This is a genomic window from Clostridium neonatale, from assembly GCF_001458595.1.
In the GTDB taxonomy this organism is placed as follows: Bacteria; Bacillota; Clostridia; order Clostridiales; family Clostridiaceae; genus Clostridium; species Clostridium neonatale.
Genome location: NZ_LN890328.1, coordinates 993,845 through 1,016,798, shown reverse-complemented (window position 1 = coordinate 1,016,798; position 22,954 = coordinate 993,845). Strand labels below are relative to the sequence as shown.

14 protein-coding genes are annotated in these 22,954 nt (G+C 28.8%); 1 reads left to right on the top strand and 13 read right to left on the bottom strand.

Annotated elements, in window-relative coordinates; genetic code table 11:
- Nucleotides 1-36: 36 nt before the first annotated feature.
- From BN2920_RS11765 to BN2920_RS11720, 10 genes are all read right to left on the bottom strand, one after another.
- Entirely contained in the window at nucleotides 37-1,689 is a 1,653-nt protein-coding gene (locus BN2920_RS11765) for an N-acetylmuramoyl-L-alanine amidase family protein (RefSeq protein WP_058295199.1), read from the bottom strand.
- A 202-nt stretch (nucleotides 1,690-1,891) separates the two neighbouring features.
- Nucleotides 1,892-2,503, bottom strand: a complete 612-nt coding sequence (locus BN2920_RS11760; protein ID WP_058295198.1) for a superoxide dismutase — start codon at nucleotides 2,501-2,503, stop codon at nucleotides 1,892-1,894.
- 154 nt (nucleotides 2,504-2,657) lie between these two features.
- Entirely contained in the window at nucleotides 2,658-6,191 is a 3,534-nt protein-coding gene (gene nifJ / locus BN2920_RS11755) for a pyruvate:ferredoxin (flavodoxin) oxidoreductase (RefSeq protein ID WP_058295197.1), read from the bottom strand.
- 208 nt (nucleotides 6,192-6,399) lie between these two features.
- Entirely contained in the window at nucleotides 6,400-6,930 is a 531-nt protein-coding gene (locus BN2920_RS11750; protein WP_058295196.1) for a hypothetical protein, read from the bottom strand.
- Between the two features lie 163 nt (nucleotides 6,931-7,093).
- Entirely contained in the window at nucleotides 7,094-10,615 is a 3,522-nt protein-coding gene (gene nifJ / locus BN2920_RS11745; RefSeq protein ID WP_058295195.1) for a pyruvate:ferredoxin (flavodoxin) oxidoreductase, read from the bottom strand.
- Between the two features lie 428 nt (nucleotides 10,616-11,043).
- Nucleotides 11,044-12,981, bottom strand: coding sequence for a PTS fructose transporter subunit IIABC (locus tag BN2920_RS11740; protein WP_058295194.1), 1,938 nt, complete (start codon nucleotides 12,979-12,981; stop codon nucleotides 11,044-11,046).
- A 122-nt stretch (nucleotides 12,982-13,103) separates the two neighbouring features.
- A complete protein-coding gene (pfkB, locus tag BN2920_RS11735) occupies nucleotides 13,104-14,009 on the bottom strand; it encodes a 1-phosphofructokinase (protein WP_058295193.1) in 906 nt (301 codons plus the stop codon).
- 1 nt (nucleotide 14,010) lies between these two features.
- Nucleotides 14,011-14,754 (bottom strand): DeoR/GlpR family DNA-binding transcription regulator, encoded by a 744-nt coding sequence (locus tag BN2920_RS11730; protein ID WP_058295192.1) that lies wholly within the window; start codon nucleotides 14,752-14,754, stop codon nucleotides 14,011-14,013.
- Nucleotides 14,755-14,849: 95 nt separating this feature from the next.
- Nucleotides 14,850-15,707, bottom strand: a complete 858-nt coding sequence (locus tag BN2920_RS11725) for a pyridoxamine kinase (protein WP_058295191.1) — start codon at nucleotides 15,705-15,707, stop codon at nucleotides 14,850-14,852.
- Between the two features lie 195 nt (nucleotides 15,708-15,902).
- Entirely contained in the window at nucleotides 15,903-17,777 is a 1,875-nt protein-coding gene (locus BN2920_RS11720; protein ID WP_058295190.1) for a PTS fructose transporter subunit IIABC, read from the bottom strand.
- A gap of 382 nt (nucleotides 17,778-18,159) precedes the next feature.
- Here BN2920_RS11720 and BN2920_RS11715 point away from each other — a divergent pair, with 382 nt between their 5' ends.
- Nucleotides 18,160-19,020: a DMT family transporter gene (locus BN2920_RS11715; RefSeq protein WP_058295189.1), complete on the top strand. Its 861-nt coding sequence runs from the start codon at nucleotides 18,160-18,162 to the stop codon at nucleotides 19,018-19,020.
- Nucleotides 19,021-19,127: 107 nt separating this feature from the next.
- Here BN2920_RS11715 and BN2920_RS11710 read toward each other — a convergent pair whose 3' ends face one another.
- From BN2920_RS11710 to sigI, 3 genes are all read right to left on the bottom strand, one after another.
- Entirely contained in the window at nucleotides 19,128-20,912 is a 1,785-nt protein-coding gene (locus BN2920_RS11710; RefSeq protein ID WP_058296906.1) for a bifunctional homocysteine S-methyltransferase/methylenetetrahydrofolate reductase, read from the bottom strand.
- Nucleotides 20,913-21,091: 179 nt separating this feature from the next.
- Nucleotides 21,092-22,255, bottom strand: a complete 1,164-nt coding sequence (locus tag BN2920_RS11705) for an anti-sigma factor domain-containing protein (protein ID WP_058295188.1) — start codon at nucleotides 22,253-22,255, stop codon at nucleotides 21,092-21,094.
- Between the two features lie 8 nt (nucleotides 22,256-22,263).
- Nucleotides 22,264-22,929, bottom strand: coding sequence for an RNA polymerase sigma factor SigI (gene sigI, locus BN2920_RS11700; RefSeq protein ID WP_058295187.1), 666 nt, complete (start codon nucleotides 22,927-22,929; stop codon nucleotides 22,264-22,266).
- Between the last annotated feature and the right edge of the window lie 25 nt (nucleotides 22,930-22,954).

The window sequence follows — 22,954 nt, the reverse complement described above, 5'->3', positions numbered from 1 at the left end:
CATAACCAGAATATAAATTTATTTATGTATTTTAATTTATCTAATCCAAGCTCCATTGCTACCAAGAACATAGCCATCAATTACAGTGTTTTTAGCCATACTTCCATTTTCATATAGGTAATACCATCTACCATCAGTATCTTTTAACCATCCAGTTTTCATGTCACCAGAATTATTTAAATAGTACCAGTCACCTTCTAAATTTAACCAACCAGTTTGCATAACTCCTGAATTATTTAAATAATACCATTTATAATTATCCTTAACCCAACCTGTTTGCATAATACCTTCATTATTTAAATAATACCAGGAATTTTTGTCTTTTAACCACCCAATGGCTTTTGTACTGTCTTCTTTATAAAAACTCCAAGTATTATCAAAATTTTTTATCCAGCCTTGTAAAGTAGATTCTTCTTTATCAATTTCTTCATCTGAAGATTGCTCTGGTATTTTAGGAGCAATTGTTGAATATATTTCATTTTCAGTATTCCAAGCAACTAAACTTGTATCATTAAATACTGAAAGTTGATTCATAGAACCATCGGTAGTATACATTGTAACAAATTCATCACCAACAAGCTTTGATATTTTTCCTTTATTTAATATCCATACGTTACCAAGAACATCAATTGAGTATGCTTTAATTTCTTTATCTTCAACATTATCAAAATCTTCATCTAATTTAAGTATTTTTTTAGATTGTCCATTTTCTCTTACAGTTTTTAAATCATATTTTTTTACAGTTAATGAATTTTCTTTTGGAATAATTAAATATAAAGAATTTTTTAACATTCTTGCTGTAAGTCTTCCTTCGTTTATAAGATCATCTAAATTTGCGCCTTCTGATGCCATTATCTTAAATAAATCAGTAGCTAGATCTCTCATTTCATATGTGGTTATGCTTTTAGGAATATATGCTCCACCTTTTGTTTTTCCTTGATCTTTACTTATTTTTTGAGCATACATAGTAGAATCATTTGAATCCTCTTCATTTATTAATGTAAATATTCTATATATATATTCATTATCAGCAAGTAATGTCTTTTCATTTTGTATTATATAGCCTTCTTTAGTTAAATCATCATAATCATCAATTTTTACTTTTTTAGTATTTCCATCTGTATCCTTAGTATAATGAATTATATTTAGATTTTCAGACACATCAATGTATTTACCGCTTTCACTTATGTATACTATATAGAAAGTTTCATCAGAATTTATTAATTTATATTCATATATAACTTCTCCAAAAATATCATGTCCTATTTTGGCTATTAATTCCATTTCTTCAACATCTTTATATCTATCAGCTTTTTTTAAAACTTTTCTTCTAAAATTATTTTCTATTTGGAATAGCTTTTCTTCTGAATCATCATCTTCTAATTTTCCTGTAGTTAAATTAAATAATTTTTCATCATCATTAAAATCTATATAGAACATCCCGTATTTAAATCCTGTTCCATTAACATCTTCAATTAGTACATCATTTTTTCCTGTAAAATAATAGGTTTCATAGTCTTGCTCATCATTTTTACTACCTTCATATATATATGTACCATTTGAAAAGGCCTGAACACTTTCAAAAGTTCCATCTAAAGTTTCTAATCTTGTGCTTGCACTTGCTACTGATGTCATTGAAATTAATGATGTAGCTAAAGTTATCATAGAAGTTAATTTAATTTTATTCATTGTATAAATATCCCTCACATTATTAATTTTTTCCTTAGTTATTTTTTCTCACACATTTTATCACAATAAATATACATAATAAATATAAATGTAGATTATTTATGATTTTTTCAATAAATAAATAGTTTGATTATCAAAACATTTGTTTTTTTCTTTGATAATCAAACTATTTTTAATAAAATTATACAATGTATAATTTTAGCTAACATTCATACAATAATTCTATTATTTCAAAATCTATAATATTCCATATATTTTCAATATAATCTTTTCTTAAATTCTTATATTTCAAATAGTATGCATGTTCCCAAACATCAATGGTTAATAAAGGTATATAACCTAATGAATATGGTGAATCTTGATTAGATGTATTAATTATCTTTAATTTATTTTTCTTTGTTTTTACTAACCATCCATATCCTGAACCAAATTGATTAAGTGAAGCAGTGCTTAGTTCTTTCTTAAGGTTATTAAAACTTCCAAAGGTATTTAATATTTCTTTTAGAAGTTTACCTTCTGGTTTATGTTTAGGATTAGGTGAAAGTATAGAAAAATATAAATTATGATTTGATACACCTCCACCTTGGTTAATTACAGTTTGACGTATTGCTTTTGGAATACTACTAACATTTGATAAAATATATTCAATTGATTTCTTATCTACAAATTTTTCGTATCCCTTAAGCGCTGCATTTAAATTATCAACATACGCTTGAAGATGCTTAGTATAATGTATTCTAACAGTTTCTTCATCAATATATGGTTCTAATGCATTGAATGAATACGTTAGATTCACTTTTTCAAATTTTTTCATTTCTTAACTCCTAAATTTTATTTTATAATATATAAATATAAGATAGGTATAAAAAAAATTACTTATTTATAGATATTATTTTATTAGATACAGCTAATATGTTTTAAATAATAAAAGGTGCCGATATTATCGACACCTTTTATTAATAATATATTTATTCATTTTTAGCAAGTCTTTTATAGTTTTCTAATCTTTCCATTGCATTTTCTTCAGTTAAAGCAAACAGTTCCTCAGCTTGTTCAGGGAATGTTTTAGCAAGAGAAGCATATCTCACTTCACTCATTAGATATTCTCTAAACTTACCATTTGGTTCCTTAGAATCTAATATAAATGGATTTTTACCTTGTTCTTTTAATAAAGGATTATGTCTATAAAGATGCCAATATCCACAGTCAACAACCATTTTTTCTACATCCTGGCTACTCTTCATACCAAGCTTAATTCCATGACTTATACATGGAGCATAAGCTATTATCAGTGATGGACCATTATAGTTTTCTGCTTCAGCTATTGCCTTAAGAGCTTGATTTTTATTTGCTCCCATAGATATTTGAGCAACATAAACATATCCATAGCTCATGGCCATCATTCCAAGGTCTTTCTTTTTAACTTTTTTACCAGTTGCAGCAAACTTAGCAATTGCAGCTGCAGGTGTTGATTTTGAAGATTGACCACCAGTATTTGAATATATTTCAGTATCAAATACAAGAATATTTACATTCTCACCTGATGCTAGTACATGATCAAGTCCGCCATAACCTATATCATATGCCCATCCATCGCCTCCAAATATCCATTGTGATCTTTTAATTAAGAATTCTTTATCATCTAATATTAATCCTATTAACTCTTTAGTATCTTTATCTTCAGCATTCTCGTTTTCTAAAATACTAATAACTCTTTCTGATCTATCTCTTGTAGCATCAGATATGTCCTTATGTTCAAGCCAATCGGTAAGTACAAGTTTTGCATATTCTGAAATTTTGCACTTTAATAAATCTTTAATATTTTCCGCAATTCTATCTCTTACAGCCTGAGCTCCAATATGCATTCCAAGACCAAATTCAGCATTATCTTCAAATAATGAATTTGCCCATGCTGGTCCATGACCTTCTGCATTTTTAGTATATGCACTAGACGGTGCAGATGCTGCCCATATTGATGAACATCCAGTTGCATTTGCTATCATCATTCTATCACCAAATAATTGAGTAACAAGCTTTGCATATGGTGTTTCTCCACAACCCGCACATGCTCCACTGTATTCAAGAAGAGGCTGTTCAAATTGGCTGCCTTTTACTGTATTTTTATCCATAGGATTTTTATTTTCAACATTTTCAACAGCATAGTTCCAAGCTTCGATTTGATCTTTTTGAGTTTCCTGTGGTTTCATAAATAAAGCCTTACCAGGTGCTGGACAAACCTCAGCACAGTTTCCACAGCCAGTACAATCAAGAGGAGTAACTCCAATTGTATATGATAAAGGATCTTCAGTTTTTAAGCCTTTTGCAGGAACTATCTTGAAATTCGCTGGTGCATTTTTAGTTTCTTTTTCATTTAATAAGAATGGTCTTATTGCAGCATGTGGACATACAAATGAACATTGATTACATTGAATACACTTATCTTTATCCCATTCTGGAACGTTAACTGCTATTCCACGTTTTTCATAAGCTGAAGTACCATGCATAAATGTTCCATCATCCATATTATGTTTTATAAATGTAGAAACAGGAATCTTATCTCCTTCTTGTCTATTTATCGGTACAACTATATCTTTAATAAACTCAGGAACAGCTTTTGTTTCTTCTACATTTTCATCTTTGGAATTTTTCCATGAATCTGTAACTGTTATTTTAACAATAGAGTCTAATCCACGATCTATTGCTGCATGGTTCATATTTACAACTTTTTCACCTTTTCTGCCATATGAAGTGACTACAGCTTCTTTTAAATATTTAACTGCATCTTCAATTGGAATAATATTTGCAATCTTAAAAAATGCAGATTGCATTATCATATTAATTCGTCCACCAAGTCCTATTTCTTGTGCTATTTTGACAGCATTTAAAGTATAGAATTCAATATTGTTTTCTGCTATGAACTTCTTCATTTCTGCTGGAAGTTTTTTATCTAATTCTTCTTCTGACCAAATAGTATTTAATAAGAATTTACCATTCTTTTTTAGCCCTTCCAAAACATTATATTTATAAACATATGCTTGATTGTGACATGCTATAAAATCTGCTTTATCAACTAAGTATGGTGATTTAATTTCACTCTTTCCAAATCTTAAATGTGAAACAGTTATACCTCCAGACTTTTTAGAATCATATGCAAAATATCCTTGTGCATACATATCTGTATGATCTCCAATGATTTTTATTGCACTCTTATTTGCTCCAACAGTTCCATCAGATCCAAGTCCCCAGAACTTACAAGATGTAGTACCCTCTTTACTTGCATCTATTTCTATTGGTGCAAGCGATGTATTGGTTACATCATCTAAAATACCTATTGTAAAGTTATTTTTAGGCTTTTCAGCATTTAAATTTTCAAATACTCCTGCAATATGTGAAGGTGTTGGATCTTTTGAACCTAATCCAAATCTTCCTCCTACAACTTTTATAGCTCTTCCTTCTTCCATAATTGCACGAACAACATCTAAGTATAATGGTTCTCCAATTGATCCTGGTTCTTTAGTTCTATCCAAAACAGCTATTTTTTTTACGCTTTCTGGAATTACTTTTAAGAATTTTTCTATTGCAAATGGTCTAAATAATCTTACTTTTATTAGGCCTACTTTTTGACCATTATTATTTAAATAGTCTACAGTTTCTTCAACAACATCACATGCAGATCCCATTGCAATTATTACCCTGTCTGCTTCTTCATGTCCATAATAATCAAAACAATGATATTCTCTTCCTGTCAATTTTGTTATTTGAGTCATATAATCTTCAACTACATCTGGTATATTATCGTATGCTGAATTTACTGCCTCCCTAGTTTGGAAATAAGTATCTGAATTTTGTGCTGTACCTTTTGTTACAGGATTATTAGGATTTAATGAATTATTTCTAAAGTTTTCAAGAGCTTCTTTATCGAGCATTTCTTTAAGCTCATCATACTCTAAAACTTCTATTTTTTGAATTTCATGAGAAGTTCTAAATCCATCAAAGAAATTAATAAATGGTATTCTGCATTTTAGAGCTGCTAAATGAGCTACTGCAGATAAATCCATAACTTCTTGAACTGAACTTTCCCCTAAAATAGCATAACCGGTTGCTCTTGCTGCCATAACATCTTGATGATCTCCAAATATGCTAAGCGATGATGTAGCAATTGACCTTGCTGCAACATGAATTACTCCTGGAAGTCTTTCTCCTGCCATTTTATACATATTAGGTACCATAAGTAATAATCCTTGTGACGCAGTATATGTGGTAGTTAATACACCAGCTTGCAAAGAACCATGTACAGCTCCAGCTGCGCCTGCCTCTGATTGCATCTCAACAACTTTTACTGGCTGTCCAAAGACATTTTTCTTTTTTTGTGCTACCCATTCATCAACATGCTCTGCCATTGGTGATGATGGTGTAATTGGATAAATTGCAGCGACTTCAGTAAAAGCATATGATATATAAGCAGCTGCTGTATTACCATCCATCGTTTTCATTTTTCTCATTTTATCACCTCTTAATTTATATTAAACAATAATAATTATCATTATCCGTTCAAAAATAATTATATACCATTTTAAATTTTTTTAAAGTACTATTTATAATTAATAATAAAAAATTGCATTTTTTTAATTGTCTATTTTATGCAAATAAATATTATTAATAAAAAAATACTCATCTAAGTCCAACAAGACTGATGAGTATTTTAAAATATTATTTAATATTTATAGAAAATGTTTTATTAACTTGAATTAAAGATAATTTACTTCCATTTTCTAAATTCCATATTGTTGCTCTTCTTCCGTTACCTTCAGAATCTAAAGTATTTTCCTCTTCTGATGATTTTTCTCCAAATATTTCTGTAAGTTGCTTTTCATATTCTTCAAAATTATTATTATTTAAAAGAATTGATATATCGTAAACTTTTCCTGAATCTAAATTAACATATACTTTATTATTTTCATCCAAAACATTAGTTTCATATTGACGTGATAAAACCGGATCAGAAACTGGTATACCTTCACCAAGCTTTTCAATAACTTCTTTATCTTCTTTTCCCATTAAATCCGCTAAAGTACTAATAAGTGATTGTGTTGATTCAGATTTTATTGTTATATTTTCCGATGATTCTTGATTTTGTGAACTTTGTGTACTATTATTATTTGAGCTTTCTTTATTTCCACACGCTACAAGAGTTGTAATTGAAAGTGTACTTATTAATAATGCAACTAGTATTTTTTTCATAAATATATGCCTCCAAGTTTATACAGATTTAGTATATAACTATTGATTATATACTTAAACTTAAATTAAATGTCCATATTATTATAACTTACAGATATTATAAATAAAACAAATTTAAAATGAATTTAATCAAATTTTAATAAAAACACTCTTGCATTATAGATTATAGGTTAAACTCATCAGATAATCTTTTATATGTCCTGTATCTGTCGTTAGCATATTTTTCTGTTAAAGCAAATAATTCATCTGCTTTTTCTGGATAAGCTTTTGCAAGAGATGAATATCTTATTTCACCCATTAAGAATTCTTTAAAATCACCTTTTGGTGCTTTTGAATCTAAGATAAATGGATTTTTATCACTTTCTTTTAATTCAGGATTATATCTATATAGATGCCAATACCCACATTCAACTGCTTTCTTTTCTTCATCCGGAGTATTAGCCATTCCTATTTTTATACCATGACTTATACATGTAGAATATGCAATTATAAGTGATGGTCCATCATATTTTTCTGCTTCTGTTATAGCCTTAAGTGTCTGATTCTTATCAGCTCCCATTGATACTTGTGCTACATAAACATATCCATAAGTCATTGCCATAAGGCCTAAATCTTTTTTCTTAGTGCGTTTACCACTTGCAGCAAATTTCGCTATTGCAGAAAGAGGTGTTGCTTTTGAAGATTGACCTCCTGTATTCGAATATATTTCAGTATCAAATACAAGAACGTTTATGTTTTCGCCAGATGCTAATACATGATCAAGTCCACCATATCCAATATCATATGCCCAACCGTCTCCTCCAAATATCCATTGTGATCTTTTAACTAAGAATTCTTTATCTTGAAGTATTATTTTTGAAAATTCATTATCATAATTTTCAAGAATATTAATCACTTTTTGCGCTCTTTCTCTTGAGCTGTCTCCTACATCTTTATTATCTAGCCATTCTTTTAATACTTCTTTAACCTCATCATCAATATCATTATCTAATGCCATTTTAACATTATTAGCTAGTCTTTCACGTATTGCTTTTACTCCTAAGTACATTCCATATCCAAATTCAGCATTATCTTCAAAAAGAGAATTCGCCCATGCTGGTCCATGACCATTTTTATTTACTGTATATGCTGATGCAGGTGTACTAGCCGCCCATATAGATGAACATCCAGTTGCATTTGCTATCATCATTCTATCACCAAATAATTGGGTTACGAGTTTAGCATATGGTGTTTCTCCACATCCTGCACATGCACCATTGTATTCAAGAAGTGGTCTTTCAAATTGGCTTCCTTTAAGCGTGAACTTATTCATTGGATTTTTCTTTATCACTTTTTCTACAGCATAATTCCAAGGCTCTATTTGATTATGTTGACTATCTTGTGATTTCATTATAAGTGCTTTTCCTGGTGCAGGACATACAAGGGCACAATTACCACAACCAGTGCAATCAAGAGGACTTACACCTATTGTATAATGAAGATTTTCTTCAGATTTTATACCTTTAGGTGCTATATGCTTAAAACCTTCTGGAGCTTTTTCTAATTCATCATTATTTAATAAAAATGCTCTTATGGTAGAATGTGGACATACAAATGCACATTGATTACATTGAATACAGTTTTCTGGTATCCATTCTGGAACATTAACTGCTATTCCACGCTTTTCATAAGATGTAGTTCCATGCATAAATGTACCATCTTGCATATTATTTTTTATAAATGTTGAAATTGGTATATTATTGCCTTCAAGTTTAGTCATTGGTTTTACGATTTCTTTAATAAACTCTGGATAATCATCTTTAACTTTTAATTTTTCATCAATAGCATTATTCCATTCATTAGGTACAGATATTTTTTGTATGCTGCTTAATGCAGTATCTATAGCATCATGATTCATTCTAACAATGTTTTCACCTTTTTTACTATATGATGTTACTACTGCATCTTTTAAATATTTTATAGCATCTTCAATTGGAATTATGTTAGTTATTTTAAAGAACGCAGTCTGCATAACCATATTGATTCTTCCGCCGAGTCCTACTTCTCTTGCAATTTTAACTGCATCTATCGTATAGAATTCAATGTTGTTTTCTGCTATGTATCTCTTCATCTTAGCTGGAAGTCTTTCATTTAATTCTTCTTTATTCCAAAAAGTATTTAATAAAAATTTTCCATTCTCTTTTAACCCATCTAAAACATTATATTTATATACATATGATTGATTATGACATGCTATAAAATCTGCACTATCTATTAAGTAATGTGATTTTATTGGATCTTTGCCAAATCTTAAATATGAAACTGTTATACCACCTGATTTTTTTGAATCATAGTCAAAATATCCTTGGGCATACATTTCTGTATGATCTCCAATTATTTTAATTGCACTTTTATTTGCTCCAACAGTTCCATCAGATCCAAGTCCCCAGAATTTGCATGATGTTAATCCTTCTATTTTTACATCAATATTTAAAGGAGCTAATGATAAACTTGTAACATCATCTATTATTCCTATTGTAAAGTTATTTTTAGGCTCATCTAAAGCCAAATTATCATATATTGCTGCAATATGTTTTGGAGTTGGATCTTTTGAACCAAGACCAAATCTCCCACCAACCACTTTTATATTTCTATTTTGTTTATATACTGCTTGAAGAACATCTAAGTATAAAGGTTCACCACTTGAACCAGGTTCTTTTGTTCTATCTAGTACAGCTATTTTGGTTGCAGTTTCTGGAATACAACTTAATAATTTCTTTGTATCAAAAGGTCTGTATAGTCTGACCTTTATAAGCCCTACTTTTTGTTTGTTTTCATTTAAATAATCAATTGTTTCTTCAATAACATCATTTACGGATCCCATAGAAACTATAATTCTATCTGCATCATGTGCCCCATAATAGTCGAAGCAATGATATTCCCTTCCTGTAAGCTTTGTAATTTTACTCATATATTCTTCAACAATTTCAGGAACATCTTCATAATATTTATTTACAGCTTCTCTAGTTTGAAAATAAATATCTGGATTTTGTGCTGTTCCCCGTGTTACAGGATGATCTGGATTTAATGATCTTTTTCTAAAATCATCTATATACTTATAATCTACTAGTCCTTTAAGTTCATCTTCTTCAATCACTTCGATTTTTTGTATTTCATGTGATGTTCTAAATCCATCAAAAAAATTTATAAATGGAATTCTAGATTTTAATGTTGCTAAATATGATACTGGTGAAAGATCCATTACTTCTTGTACTGAGCTGCTACATAACATAGCAAAACCTGTTTCTCTAGCAGACATTACATCTTGGTGATCACCAAATATGCTAAGCGAAGATGTGGCTATTGCTCTTGCTGCAACATTTATAACACACGGAAGTAATTCTCCTGCTATTTTATACATATTAGGTAGCATTAGTAGTAACCCTTGTGATGATGTATAAGTTGTTGTTAACGCACCAGATTGGAGTGAACCATGAAGTGCTCCAGCAGCACCTCCTTCTGATTGCATTTCAACAACTTTTAATGGATATCCAAAAATATTTTTTTTACCGCTTGCACTCCATTCATCAACATGTTCTGCCATTGGAGATGATGGTGTTATTGGAAATATTGCTGCAACTTCTGAAAATGCATAAGATACATATGATGCAGCTGTATTTCCATCCATTGTTTTTGTCTTTCTCATATATTTTCCCTCTTTTTCACTTAATTTTGTAGAATACTTTCTTCATACATAATTTTATTATTGGCAGAAATATTTTTTGTTATGTATTTGCTTATAAATTTATTTTTTGTATTCTTACTATTTTTTAATTGTATCTGTACTTTGTTTTTTTGTTTTTATTCTACTTTACTTTACATAATATTTATTATTTATACTAATTTTCTTATATATTTGTTTTAATCTGCATTATTTTTTATTATATTTTTATATTCGCACCTCCAATTTATAAGTCTTTCGGCATGTTATCCTATTATTTGATATCATTTTATTATAAAAATATTATTTATTATTTTAATATGCTTCATTTAGTAATAAAAAGAAGCCTAACTTTATAAAATTAGACTTCTTTTTATACTAAATGATATATATTAAAATTGAATTATTATTTTTTATTTCTTTATTGGCTTCTTTAATACTGCAAGCATTAACATACCAACTACGGAACCTGCTGCAACCGCTAATAAGTAGAATAATGGATTTCCTATAACAGGAACAACAAATATTCCGCCATGAGGTGCCATTAATGTACAGTTAAATATCATTGATATTGCTCCTGCAACACCTGAACCTATTACACAAGCTGGTATTACTCTTAATGGATCTGCTGCCGCATATGGTATTGCACCTTCTGTTATAAATGATAATCCCATTATATAATTTGTTATACCTGATTTTCTTTCGTTTTCATTAAATCTATTGCCAAAAAATGATGTAGCTAGTGCTATTGCAAGTGGTGGAACCATACCGCCTGCCATTACAGCTGCCATTACTTCATAGTTTCCACTTGCTAGAGAAGCAGTACCAAATACATATGCTGCTTTGTTAAATGGACCACCCATATCAATTGCCATCATTGCTGCAACTACTATACCAAGTAATATTCTACTTGTGCCACCCATAGAATTTAAGAAATATGTAATCCCTTCATTAATTGCACCGAAAAATGGATTAACAATTACCATTATAAGCCCAATTAAGCCTATTCCAAGGAATGGATATAGTAATGTTGGCTTTAAACCTTCTAATGCATCAGGTAAATAGCTGAATAATTTTTTAAGCCCAAGTACTAAATAACCTGCTACAAACCCTGCAAACAATGCACCTAAAAATCCTCCACTAATTGGGACAATACTGCTATCAAATGCACTATTAAAAGTTGTTCCGCTACTAGCTAATGCACCACCAACGAAACCTACTGCAAGACCTGGTCTATCTGCAATACTCATAGCTATGTATCCTGCAAGTATTGGAAGCATAAAGTTAAAGGCCAATCCACCTACAGTTTTTAAGAATGCTGCAACTGGAGTATTCATTCCAAAGTTTGATGGGTCTATAGAATAGTCATCAAGAAGAAATGCTAATGCTATAAGAATTCCACCGCCTATTACAAATGGAAGCATATGTGATACACCATTCATTAAATGTTTATATAATTTTCTTCCTATTCCTTCGCCATCAACCTCTTCATCTGAATCAGAACTATCACTTTCATGATGATATACTGGTGCATTTCCGTTGCTCGCTCTTTCTAATAATTCTGTTGCCTTATGTATTCCATCTGCAACTTTAGTTTTTATAACCTTTTTCCCATTAAACCTAGCCATTTCTACATTTTTATCTGCTGCAACTATAATACATTCTGCATTTTCAATATCTTCCTTAGTTAAAACGTTTTTAGCCCCTCCAGAACCATTTGTTTCAACTTTAATTGATATTCCCATTTCCTTAGCTTTATTTTCAAGGCTCTCTGCCGCCATATAAGTATGAGCTATACCAGTTGGGCAAGCAGTTACTGCTAACACTTTATACCTTCCATCATTAGTACTTGATAATGCAGCTTCACCCTTATTTTCTACTTCATCTGGAAATTTTTCTGATTCCTTTTCGTCTATTAACTTTAAGAATTCATCTTTGTCAGTACAATCTATTAAAGATTTTCTAAAACCTTCATCCATAAGTATTGTAGACAATCTAGCAAGTACTTCTAAATGTAAATTATCATTATTATCTGGAACTGCAATCATAAATATAAGATGAGCTGGCATTCCATCTAATGAATCATAATCAACTCCTTGTTTACATACAGCAGCTGCTAAAGATGCTCTCTTTACTGCGCTTGTTTTTCCATGTGGTATTGCTATACCGTCACCAATCCCTGTAGTACTTAAATCTTCTCTTGCAAGAATTGCTTTTCTATATTCTTCTTTATTATTTAGATTTCCTGTCTTATCCATTAAATCTATAAGTTCATTTATGCATTCTGATTTATCTGAAGGATTAATATTTAGATTAATTCCTTCTTTATGTAGTAAGTCTACTATCCTCATCTTAAGTTTCCTCCTCTATTGGTACTATCTTTTGTATAATTTATATTATGAAAAAAATACTATGTATATATTAATTGTTGTGATTATTCAATATAATTTTATAAGTAATAAAAATTATATTTTTAATTCATTTGCTCTAATAAATTTATGACTTCATCTTTAGTTGCTAATTCTTCTGAAAAAGCACTTGCACTACCTGTTGCTATTCCCATTTTAAAGGCTTCATTTATATCATTATTTTTTAAGTAACCAGAAATAAATCCAGCAACCATTGAATCTCCGGCACCTACTGAGTTTTTAAGTATTCCTTTTGGTACCTCTCTTTTTATAGGATCACCATTCTCAGGTATTAATATTGCACCGTCACCAGCCATAGAAATAAGAACATTCTTTGCTCCCATTTCTTGAAGTTTTTTACCATATTTTATTATGTCGTTATCATCATTTAATGTTACATTAAATAATTCCGCAAGTTCATGATGATTTGGTTTTATTAAGAACGGTTTATATTTTAATACCTTTAATAATAAATCTTTAGTAGCATCTACAACAAATTCTACTTCTTTATCTAAAAGTCTCTTCATTATACTTTCATATATATCATTTGGTACACTAGATGGTATACTTCCTGATAAAACTAGATAATCTCCTTTTTTTAGATGACTAATTTTTTCAAATAATAATTCTAAATCACTTTCTGAAATCCTTGGGCCAGAACCATTTATTTCTGTTTCTTCATTGCTCTTGAGCTTAACATTTATTCTTGATAATCCAGATTTTACTTTTATAAAATCACAGTCAACGCCATGGTCCTTAATTCTTCTTAGTATTTCATCACCTGTAAATCCTGCAATAAATCCTAATGCAGTATTTTTTACACCTAGATTATTAAGGACTATTGAAACATTAATTCCCTTCCCACCTGGATATATTTGTTCTTCATTGCTTCTATTTACTGCATCAACTTTAAAGTTATCGACCTTTACAATATAGTCTAAAGATGGATTTAAAGTTATTGTGTTAATCAATTCATATCACTCCTATTACATTTGTATCATATTTAGTATTTCCATTTAACTTATTTGTTATTAGCGTTGCATCTTCTATATTTCCAAATGTAACAAAACTAACTTGATCTAGTTTTGACTCATCTGCTAATACATAAGCCTTTTTGCAACGTCTTAAGGCCTCAGCTTTTACCATTCCTTCAGTAACATCTGGTGTAGTATATCCATTTTCATTGCTTATACCATTAGCACCAAAAAAACCTTTAGAAAAATTATATTTTTTAAGATCCAAAACTGCATTGCTTCCAATAATTGCTTCAGTAACGTCTTTTATTTCTCCACCTAAGATAAATGTTTTTATATTTTTTTCTAGTAACTTTTTTGCATGAACTATTCCATTAGTAACTGCTGTAATATTAGTATTTGATATAAATTCTATTATAAGTTCTGTTGTTGTTCCTGCGTCTATGTAAATTACATCTTCATCTTGAATAAGTGAAGCTGCATGAATAGCTATTTTTCTTTTTTCATCTAGGTTCAAAGATTTTCTAACATTTACCTTATAATCATGTCTTGAAGCTTTTTCTCCAACTAAAGTTGCGCCACCATGAATCTTTTTTAATAGACCTTCACTATCTAAAGCATTTAGATCTCTTCTTATAGTAGATTCAGATGTATTTAGTAACTTTACTAAATCATTTACTGAAATCATACCTTTTATTTTTAATTCTCGAAGTATGATATTATGTCTTTCTTCTGTAAACATTTTTATCTCTCCTTGTCTATATAATAACTCGTATCCAAATAAAAATCAATCATTTTCATTCAATTTCATTCATTCTTTTATTTTATTTTGATTATTTATGAATGTTTATGAGTGTGTTTAAATAATTCCTCTAAGCAATATTCAAGCAATACTCCTTCTTTAGTAGGATAATCATATTCACTACTTTTATTTATACAATAAGATACAAATTCACAAGCACGTTCTACACCTTCAAGCAAAGATACATTATTTACTAAATATCCACTTAGAACTGCTGTAAACAAATCTCCAGTACCTGGATATGATTTTTCTATTCTTTCATTTTCAATCAAAGTAATTCTATCTTCTTTTCCATAATAAATTGATGTACCTATCTTTTTTCTATCTTTTAATGGAAGACTTGTTATTATTACATCTTTACACTCTAAACTATATAACTTTCTTGAAAGTGTTAATATATCGTCATTTGTTATACTTTCTTTTATTATTTCATCACATAAAATACAGCTTTCAGTATAATTAGGAGTTATTACTTTTGAATATTTAATCAATTCCTTTAAGCTATCTGAATATTCTTTATTAAAATTTTTATAATAAGATCCATTATCTCCAAAAATAGGATCTAGTATTACTAATTGCTTATCTATGTCATTACTTTTTAAAAATTTTAATGTAGCTTTTACATTTTCTAGTGACCCTAAATATCCAATGAATATTCCGTCAAAGTCCATATCTATACTCTTATAATGATTAAAAGCTTTTTCTATATATCCATCACATTTTATTATTTCTGGACTTCCAAATCCACCAGTATGGGTACTTAAAATCATAGTTGGAATAGGACATACTTCTATTTTCATAATTGATAAAACAGGAATTACATTTGTAAGTGCTGCTTTTCCTACACCACATAAGTCATGTATTGTTGCTATTCTGCTTATAGGTTTTTTCATATATTATTCTCCTTTAACATTCATTCTTTAGTAAAATGTTCCTATAATAAAGATTATAATCTTTAAGCATATTTACTTCAATTAATAATGCTTATATTCTATAAGTCCAAGCAAAACATTAACAAAAACTCCATATTAACTTAAAAATATTTCAAGCTAATATGGAGTTTATTCATCTAATATCTTTTAAAATAATTACTTATTTATTGGTTTTTTTAGTATAGCTAAAATAAACATTCCAATAATAGATCCACAAACTATGGCACAAATATATCCAAATGGATTGCTTACAACTGGTATTACAAATACTCCTCCATGAGGTGCTCTAAGTGCGCATCCCAAAAACATAGACATTCCTCCAGCTACTGCTGATCCTATAATACAAGATGGTAATACTCTTAACGGATCAGATGCTGCAAATGGAATTGCCCCCTCTGAAATAAATGATAATCCCATTATATAATTTGTAAGACCTGATTGTCTTTCTTTTTCGGTAAATCTATTCTTAAAAAATGTTGTGCATAAAGCTATTGCAAGTGGAGGTACCATTCCTCCTGCCATTACAGCTGCCATGATTTCAAAGTTTCCGCTAGCAAGTGATGCAGTACCAAATACATATGCTGCTTTATTTACAGGGCCTCCCATATCAACTGACATCATTCCGCCTAAAACTACACCTAATAATATCTTTGATGTACTTCCCATAGAATTTAATCCATTAGATAACATTGTGTTTAACGCTCCTACTGGAGGGTTTATTAAAAATGTGATTATAGCACCAATAATTAAAATTCCAAAGAAAGGATATAATAATACAGGCTTTATACCTTCTAGACTTTGAGGTAATTTATTGAATATCTTTTTTAATAATACTATTAAATATCCTGCAACAAATCCTGCTAAAAGAGCTCCTAAGAATCCTGAACCACCTGCATTTGCAAGAGCTCCACCTACGAATCCAACAGCAAGAGCTGGTCTGTCTCCTATACTCATTGCTATATATCCTGCAAGTATAGGTAGCATAAATCCAAATGCTTGTCCACCAACTGTCTTTAGAAATGCTGCAAATGGTGTATTCATACCAAAATTAGATGGATCTATACTATAGTCATCAAAAAGAAACGCTAAAGCAATTAATATACCACCGCCAATTACAAATGGAAGCATATGCGATACACCATTCATTAGGTGCTTGTATATTTGATGGCCTAAACTTTCATTTTGCATAGAATCTTCGCCTGAGCTAACTTGTCCATCATGATGATATACACTAATCTTTCCATTTATAGCTTCATCTATTAAATTCGAAGCTTTGTGTATACCATTTGATACTGAAGTTTTAATAACTTTTTTGCCATCAAATCTAGCCATATCAACGTTTTTATCTGCTGCAATAATAATACATTCAGCATTTCTAATTTCCTGAGCTTTTAAAACATTTTTAGCTCCACCAGAACCATTTGTTTCTACCTTAATAGAAATTCCCTTTTCCTTTGCCTTTTCTTCAAGAGCTTCTGCCGCCATATAAGTATGAGCTATACCTGTAGGACATGCTGTTACTGCTAAGATTCTATAATTAGAATTACTATATTCATTTTTTTCTTGACCATATTTTTCTTTTTCTTTTTTATCTATAAGTCTTAAGAATTCATCATTACTTCTACTATTAATTAAACTTTCCTTAAAATCATTATCCATAAGTATAGTAGATAATCGTGCAAGTACTTCTAAATGTAAATTATCACCATTTTCAGGAACTGCTATCATAAAAAATAATTTAGATGGTTGTCCGTCAAGAGAATCGTAATCTATTCCATCTCTACATACTGCTGCAACCAAAGTTGCTTGTTTTACTGAGCTGCTTTTTCCATGAGGAATAGCAATCCCATCTCCTATGCCTGTAGTACTTAAAGCTTCTCTTTCTAAAATAGACTTTTTATAAATCTCCTTATCTTTTATGTTTCCAGTCTTATACATCAAATCAACCAAATTATCTATGCATTGATTTTTATTTACATTTTTTAAATTCAAATTAATACAATCACTTTTAAGTAAATCTATAATTTTCATTTTATAATTCCCCCTATATAAATAATTTTTAATTTCAAATTTCCTTTTCATTAGTAAGAATTAATTATAAGACATAATAAAATTTACTTATATTTTTATCACCACATTTCTATTTTTATAGATATAAAGCTTATATGTAAACATTTAAATTTATTATATTTATATATTAACCTATTTTTAGAAATAAATCAATCATTTTCATTCATAAATATTCAATAAAGTTCATTTTCAATCATATATTATCAAATCGCTTTATCTAAAATAAATTTTTATAAAATTGGCAATATTATATTAGATAAGTTTTAAATCTTAAAATTCGAAAAAATGCATTAATGAGAAGCTTAATATAGCTTTAGAAAATATAATTATAAGGAGAACTATTTTGAACTTGAACAATAAGATAAAATCAATATTATTCATAGTAATTTCATCAATATTATTTACTACTATGAACTTATTTAGCAAATTATCTACAAATATCAGCTTATATCAAAAAGCTTTTGTTGCAAATATTACAGCTGTTATTGTAATTTCAATAATTATTTTTAAAAACAGACTTTCTTTTATTGGAAATAAAGAAAATAGAAAAAATTTAATAATTAGAGGAATATGCGGAACTGCATCATTGATATGCTTATATTACTCAATAGAACATTTAATATTATCAGATTCTGCTATGTTATCTAAACTTGGTCCTATTTTCGCAACTATATTTGGAGTATTTATAAGTAAAGATAAGATAAATAAAAGACAAATATTATTTTTATTTATTACATTAATAGGTGCTGTATTTATTATAAAACCTAAGTTTTCTTTTGAATTTCTTCCAGCATTAATAGGTTTATTCTCAGCAGCTTCCGCTGGAATGGCATTTACTATGATCAGAATCATAGGCAATAAAGAAAATTCATATACAATAATTTTTTACAATATTGCTTTAGCAACTCTTATAAGCTTTCCTTTTATGTTTTTCAATGTAGAAAGTTATTCATATAAATCATCTTTAGTCTATATGGTTCTTGGTGGATTATGTATAACATTTGGACAAATTTTTCTAACTCTTGCCTACAAAAATTCACCGGCATCAAGTATTGCTATTTATGATTACATAGGTCTTATTATATCTGGCATATATGGTTTTATAATATTCCATGAGATCCCAGATATATATTCTTTTATTGGATATATAATCATTTTTGTTAGTGCTATTTTTAATTTTATTTTTCAAAAAAATGAAAAATAAATAAAAATCATATAAAATAAAAGTAACACAACATATTACTTTTATTTATAGTTAAAGTAATATGTTGTGTCAAAACTTTATCTATTAATACTATTTACTTAATAAGTTTAATCTCTTATTTGTTTAATAATATCAATTAACATACTAACCCTATGAAAAGGCGCTATAAAATATAGTCCATCGCTGACCTCTTTTAGTTTTTTAACAATGTCAACTGCTATTTCTGTTCCTACAGATTGTCCTTCTTCTTTTGTCATATCTTCTGAAAACATATTTATATACTTTTCTGGTATAGTTACACCTGGTAATTCATTATGTAAGAACATTGCATTTCTATAACTTACAATAGGAAGAACCCCTGCTAATATTTTAACATCAACTCTTTGTTTAATTACTTTTAAAAATTCTATAGCTTCATCATCATATATTGGCTGAGTCAGAAAAAAATCAGCTCCTTTTTCAATTTTTTTCATCATACGATTAAACTCAACTTCTTTATTAAACACATTTAAGTTTAATGCGCCACCTATTAACATACCATCTTCTTTAAAAACTTCTGTATTCATATCATTTATAAGTTCTATTAATTTAAACGAATTTAAGTTAAATACACTTTTAGTCTGAACTTTACTTGCATCCGATACTGGATCACCAGTTATAGCTAATACATTCCTTATATTTTCAATATGTGATCCAATAAGGCTAGAACGTATTGCATTAGTATTCTTATCTCTGCAGCAAACATGAGGCATAGCATCTATTCCTATTTCCCTTTGAATTTTTGATGCCATTATTACTGAATCTGCTCTAACTCTTGACATAGGAGAATCAGGAACTGTAACTAAGTCAACATTATTTTCTTTACATAATCTAGCGCCTTCTATAACCTTAGAAATTTCAGTATCTGAAGGAGGAGATAACTCAATAGCTATTACAAATTCTCCATCATCCAGCTTTTGTTTGAATTTATTTTTCTTTAGCTTAATCGTATGTTCATTAGTTATAACAACATTTGTTTTAATATTATCACCTAATTTACTAGCAGATATGTATGATGATAGTTCCTTTACATAAGATGGATTTGTTCCGCAACAGCCTCCCAAAATCGATACACCAAAATTCTTTAATTCAGAAACTTTCTTTGCAAAATATACTGGATTATTAGGATAAACAGTTCTTTCATGAATTATTTCTGGAAATCCTGCATTAGGTAATACTGCTATTATTTTATTATTTATTGCTGATTTTTTTACTATTTCGCACAAATGGCTTGGACCTGATCCACAATTAAAACCATAACCATCAATTTCATTTATATTTTCAAGATAACTTAATACTTTTGATACACTTAATCCATCTCTTGTAAATCCATCTGGCTTAAATGCAAAAGAAGTTAATATAAATGTTTCATTATTTTTTTCTTTTATATATTTGCTTATTTCATCTAAGTATGTATAGTTACTAAATGTTTCAAAAATAAAAATATCAATCTTTTTTTCTAAAAAGCAATCAACAATAAATTTATATTCATCTAATATTTCTTCATCAAATTCATCTAAGCTATTTTCTTTCCTTATTGGTCCTATACTTCCACCTATAAATATATCCTTGTTATAAGTAGCTTCTTTTGCTATATCTATTCCAGAATGTATAATTTCTTTTAGAGCTTTATGTGTAACACTTAAATCATAAATATTAGCAGAAAAAGTATTTGTTCTTATTAATTTAGCCCCGGCTTCAATATATTTTGAATGTATTTTCTTTATTGTATTTTTATCATTTAAATTTGCAAATTCACAGTATGAAATATCATTTCCACTAATTTCTGAATAATATGTTCCCATAGCCCCATCAGAAACCAATACCCTATTTTTTAAATATTCATTAATCATCATTGTAAGTCTCCCCAATTCTTTATACTTATAATTTAATCTTTTGGTTATTATACTATAAATTTTTCTCAATGTATACTTGTACCAAAAAATAGGCTGATTAAAAATCAGCCTATTTCAAATTCGTCCATTAATTATTCTTTCCCAATAATAATATTGAACTTATTTATAAATTTCTACTATTTAGTTTCACCTTGAACAGGAAGCTTATCATTTTCTTGGTTTTTATTATCATTTCCTGAATCATTACTATTATCTTCATTATCAGATGGCTTGTCATTTCCACTTGGTTTTGCTGGTTCCTTTTCTGGAATAGTTTCTTCTTTATTAGGTGGTACAGTTTCTTCAGGCACCTTATTTTCCGGTGGTACTTCTATTATAATATCATCTTCAGGCTTTTGAGTAACTGAATTATTATTATTATTATTTGTATTTGCGTTACTACTAGAGTCAACTGCACCATTAATTACAGGTTTCTTAATTCCATCATTGTTGTTATTCGAACCATTAGTATTATTTGCATTATTATCTGTATTAGTAGTATTATTTTCCACTTTATCAACTACCTCAGATCCTGGAACCTTAACTTTTTTATTATCTTCATCATCGCCCCATTGAATTACATTTTCCTTATCTTTTATAAATTCAGTAATTTCTTTTACTGGTGCTTTATCAATTTCCTTTTTTGCATCTTCATCTGCAACTTGTAAAACTTCATATCTTCCTAAGCTTATTCCTGCACTCTTTGCTTCTTCCACATCTTCTTTTTTACCTTTTACATAAGTAACCTTCTCAGATTTAAATGTAGATTTTATAGTTCCAAAAACTGATTCTTCATAATCTGTATTTTCATCCTCATTTACTAATGCAAATGCAACCAAAACATCTCTATTTTCTTTTAGATAATTCTTTTCTACCAATATATTCTTTATTCTTTGTATACCTTCATTAATATTTAAACCTTTTAAATCCTTAAAATTAATATTTTTTCCGTCATCATTCATTCCTTCAACTTTAAGGATTGTTTTATTATTATCAACTTCTATTTGTATACTAGGATTTATATCTAAACTAACAACTGCATACGCTGTTTCTTTATATGATAACTGATAAAAGAAAGTAAATGCTATTAAGAATAATGCAGCTATTGATCCTATTGTTTTCATAAATGAATTACTTCTAATATTTCGTATACTATTCGTTCTTATAATATCTTCTTCAAAATAAAATATTTTTTGTCCTATAGCCATATTCTTCTTTTTAGATATTTTGTCCATATGACCATCGTCATTCATAATAATCGCGTAATTCTGTTTTACTTCCATTATTATACCTTTATTCATTTTATCACCTACTTCCTTATCCAGTTTCTCAGCATTCTGAAATTCTTATCAATTATTATCACAACAGAAATAATAAATTTTTTACTTCTTTTTATTACTTTTTCCGTAACAGAATATTTTAATACTATTCTTTTTATTGGAAGTCTCTTTTTTTCATACATGAAAGTAAGAAATTCTTCATCATCACTTATCTGCTCTGATAAATTGATTGCATTAATTCTTGTAGCTTGTTGTTTAGGTGCTTCTTCAACTAAATCTTCCAAACTAAAACCAAAGGAGCTTATTTCTTCTTTAAATCTTGTTATCTCGTCAACTAACAATTCATTTTCTTCCTCTTGTTCAATATACTCGTCCTTAATATCTAAACCTTTTTCAACTAAATCTTCAAAAGAAGAATGTTGATGTTTATTTTCGCTTTTTAAGTAGTTTTTTATTCTACTTGAAATAACGAGTTTTGCAAAGGATAAAAAATGTCCTTTATCATTGTCATATCTCTCTATAGCTTCATTAAATGCAAGCAATCCAATACTAATTTCCTCATCATTCTCACACGAAACATATCTTCCTGTAGTATCCGAAATACTCTTTATTATAAAAGGCATATGTTTTTCAATAAGAGAATCAATATCAGAATATTCACCCATATTTAAATCTTTTAAGACACATTCGAGCATATCTTGGCTCCTTTCCCGTTCAATA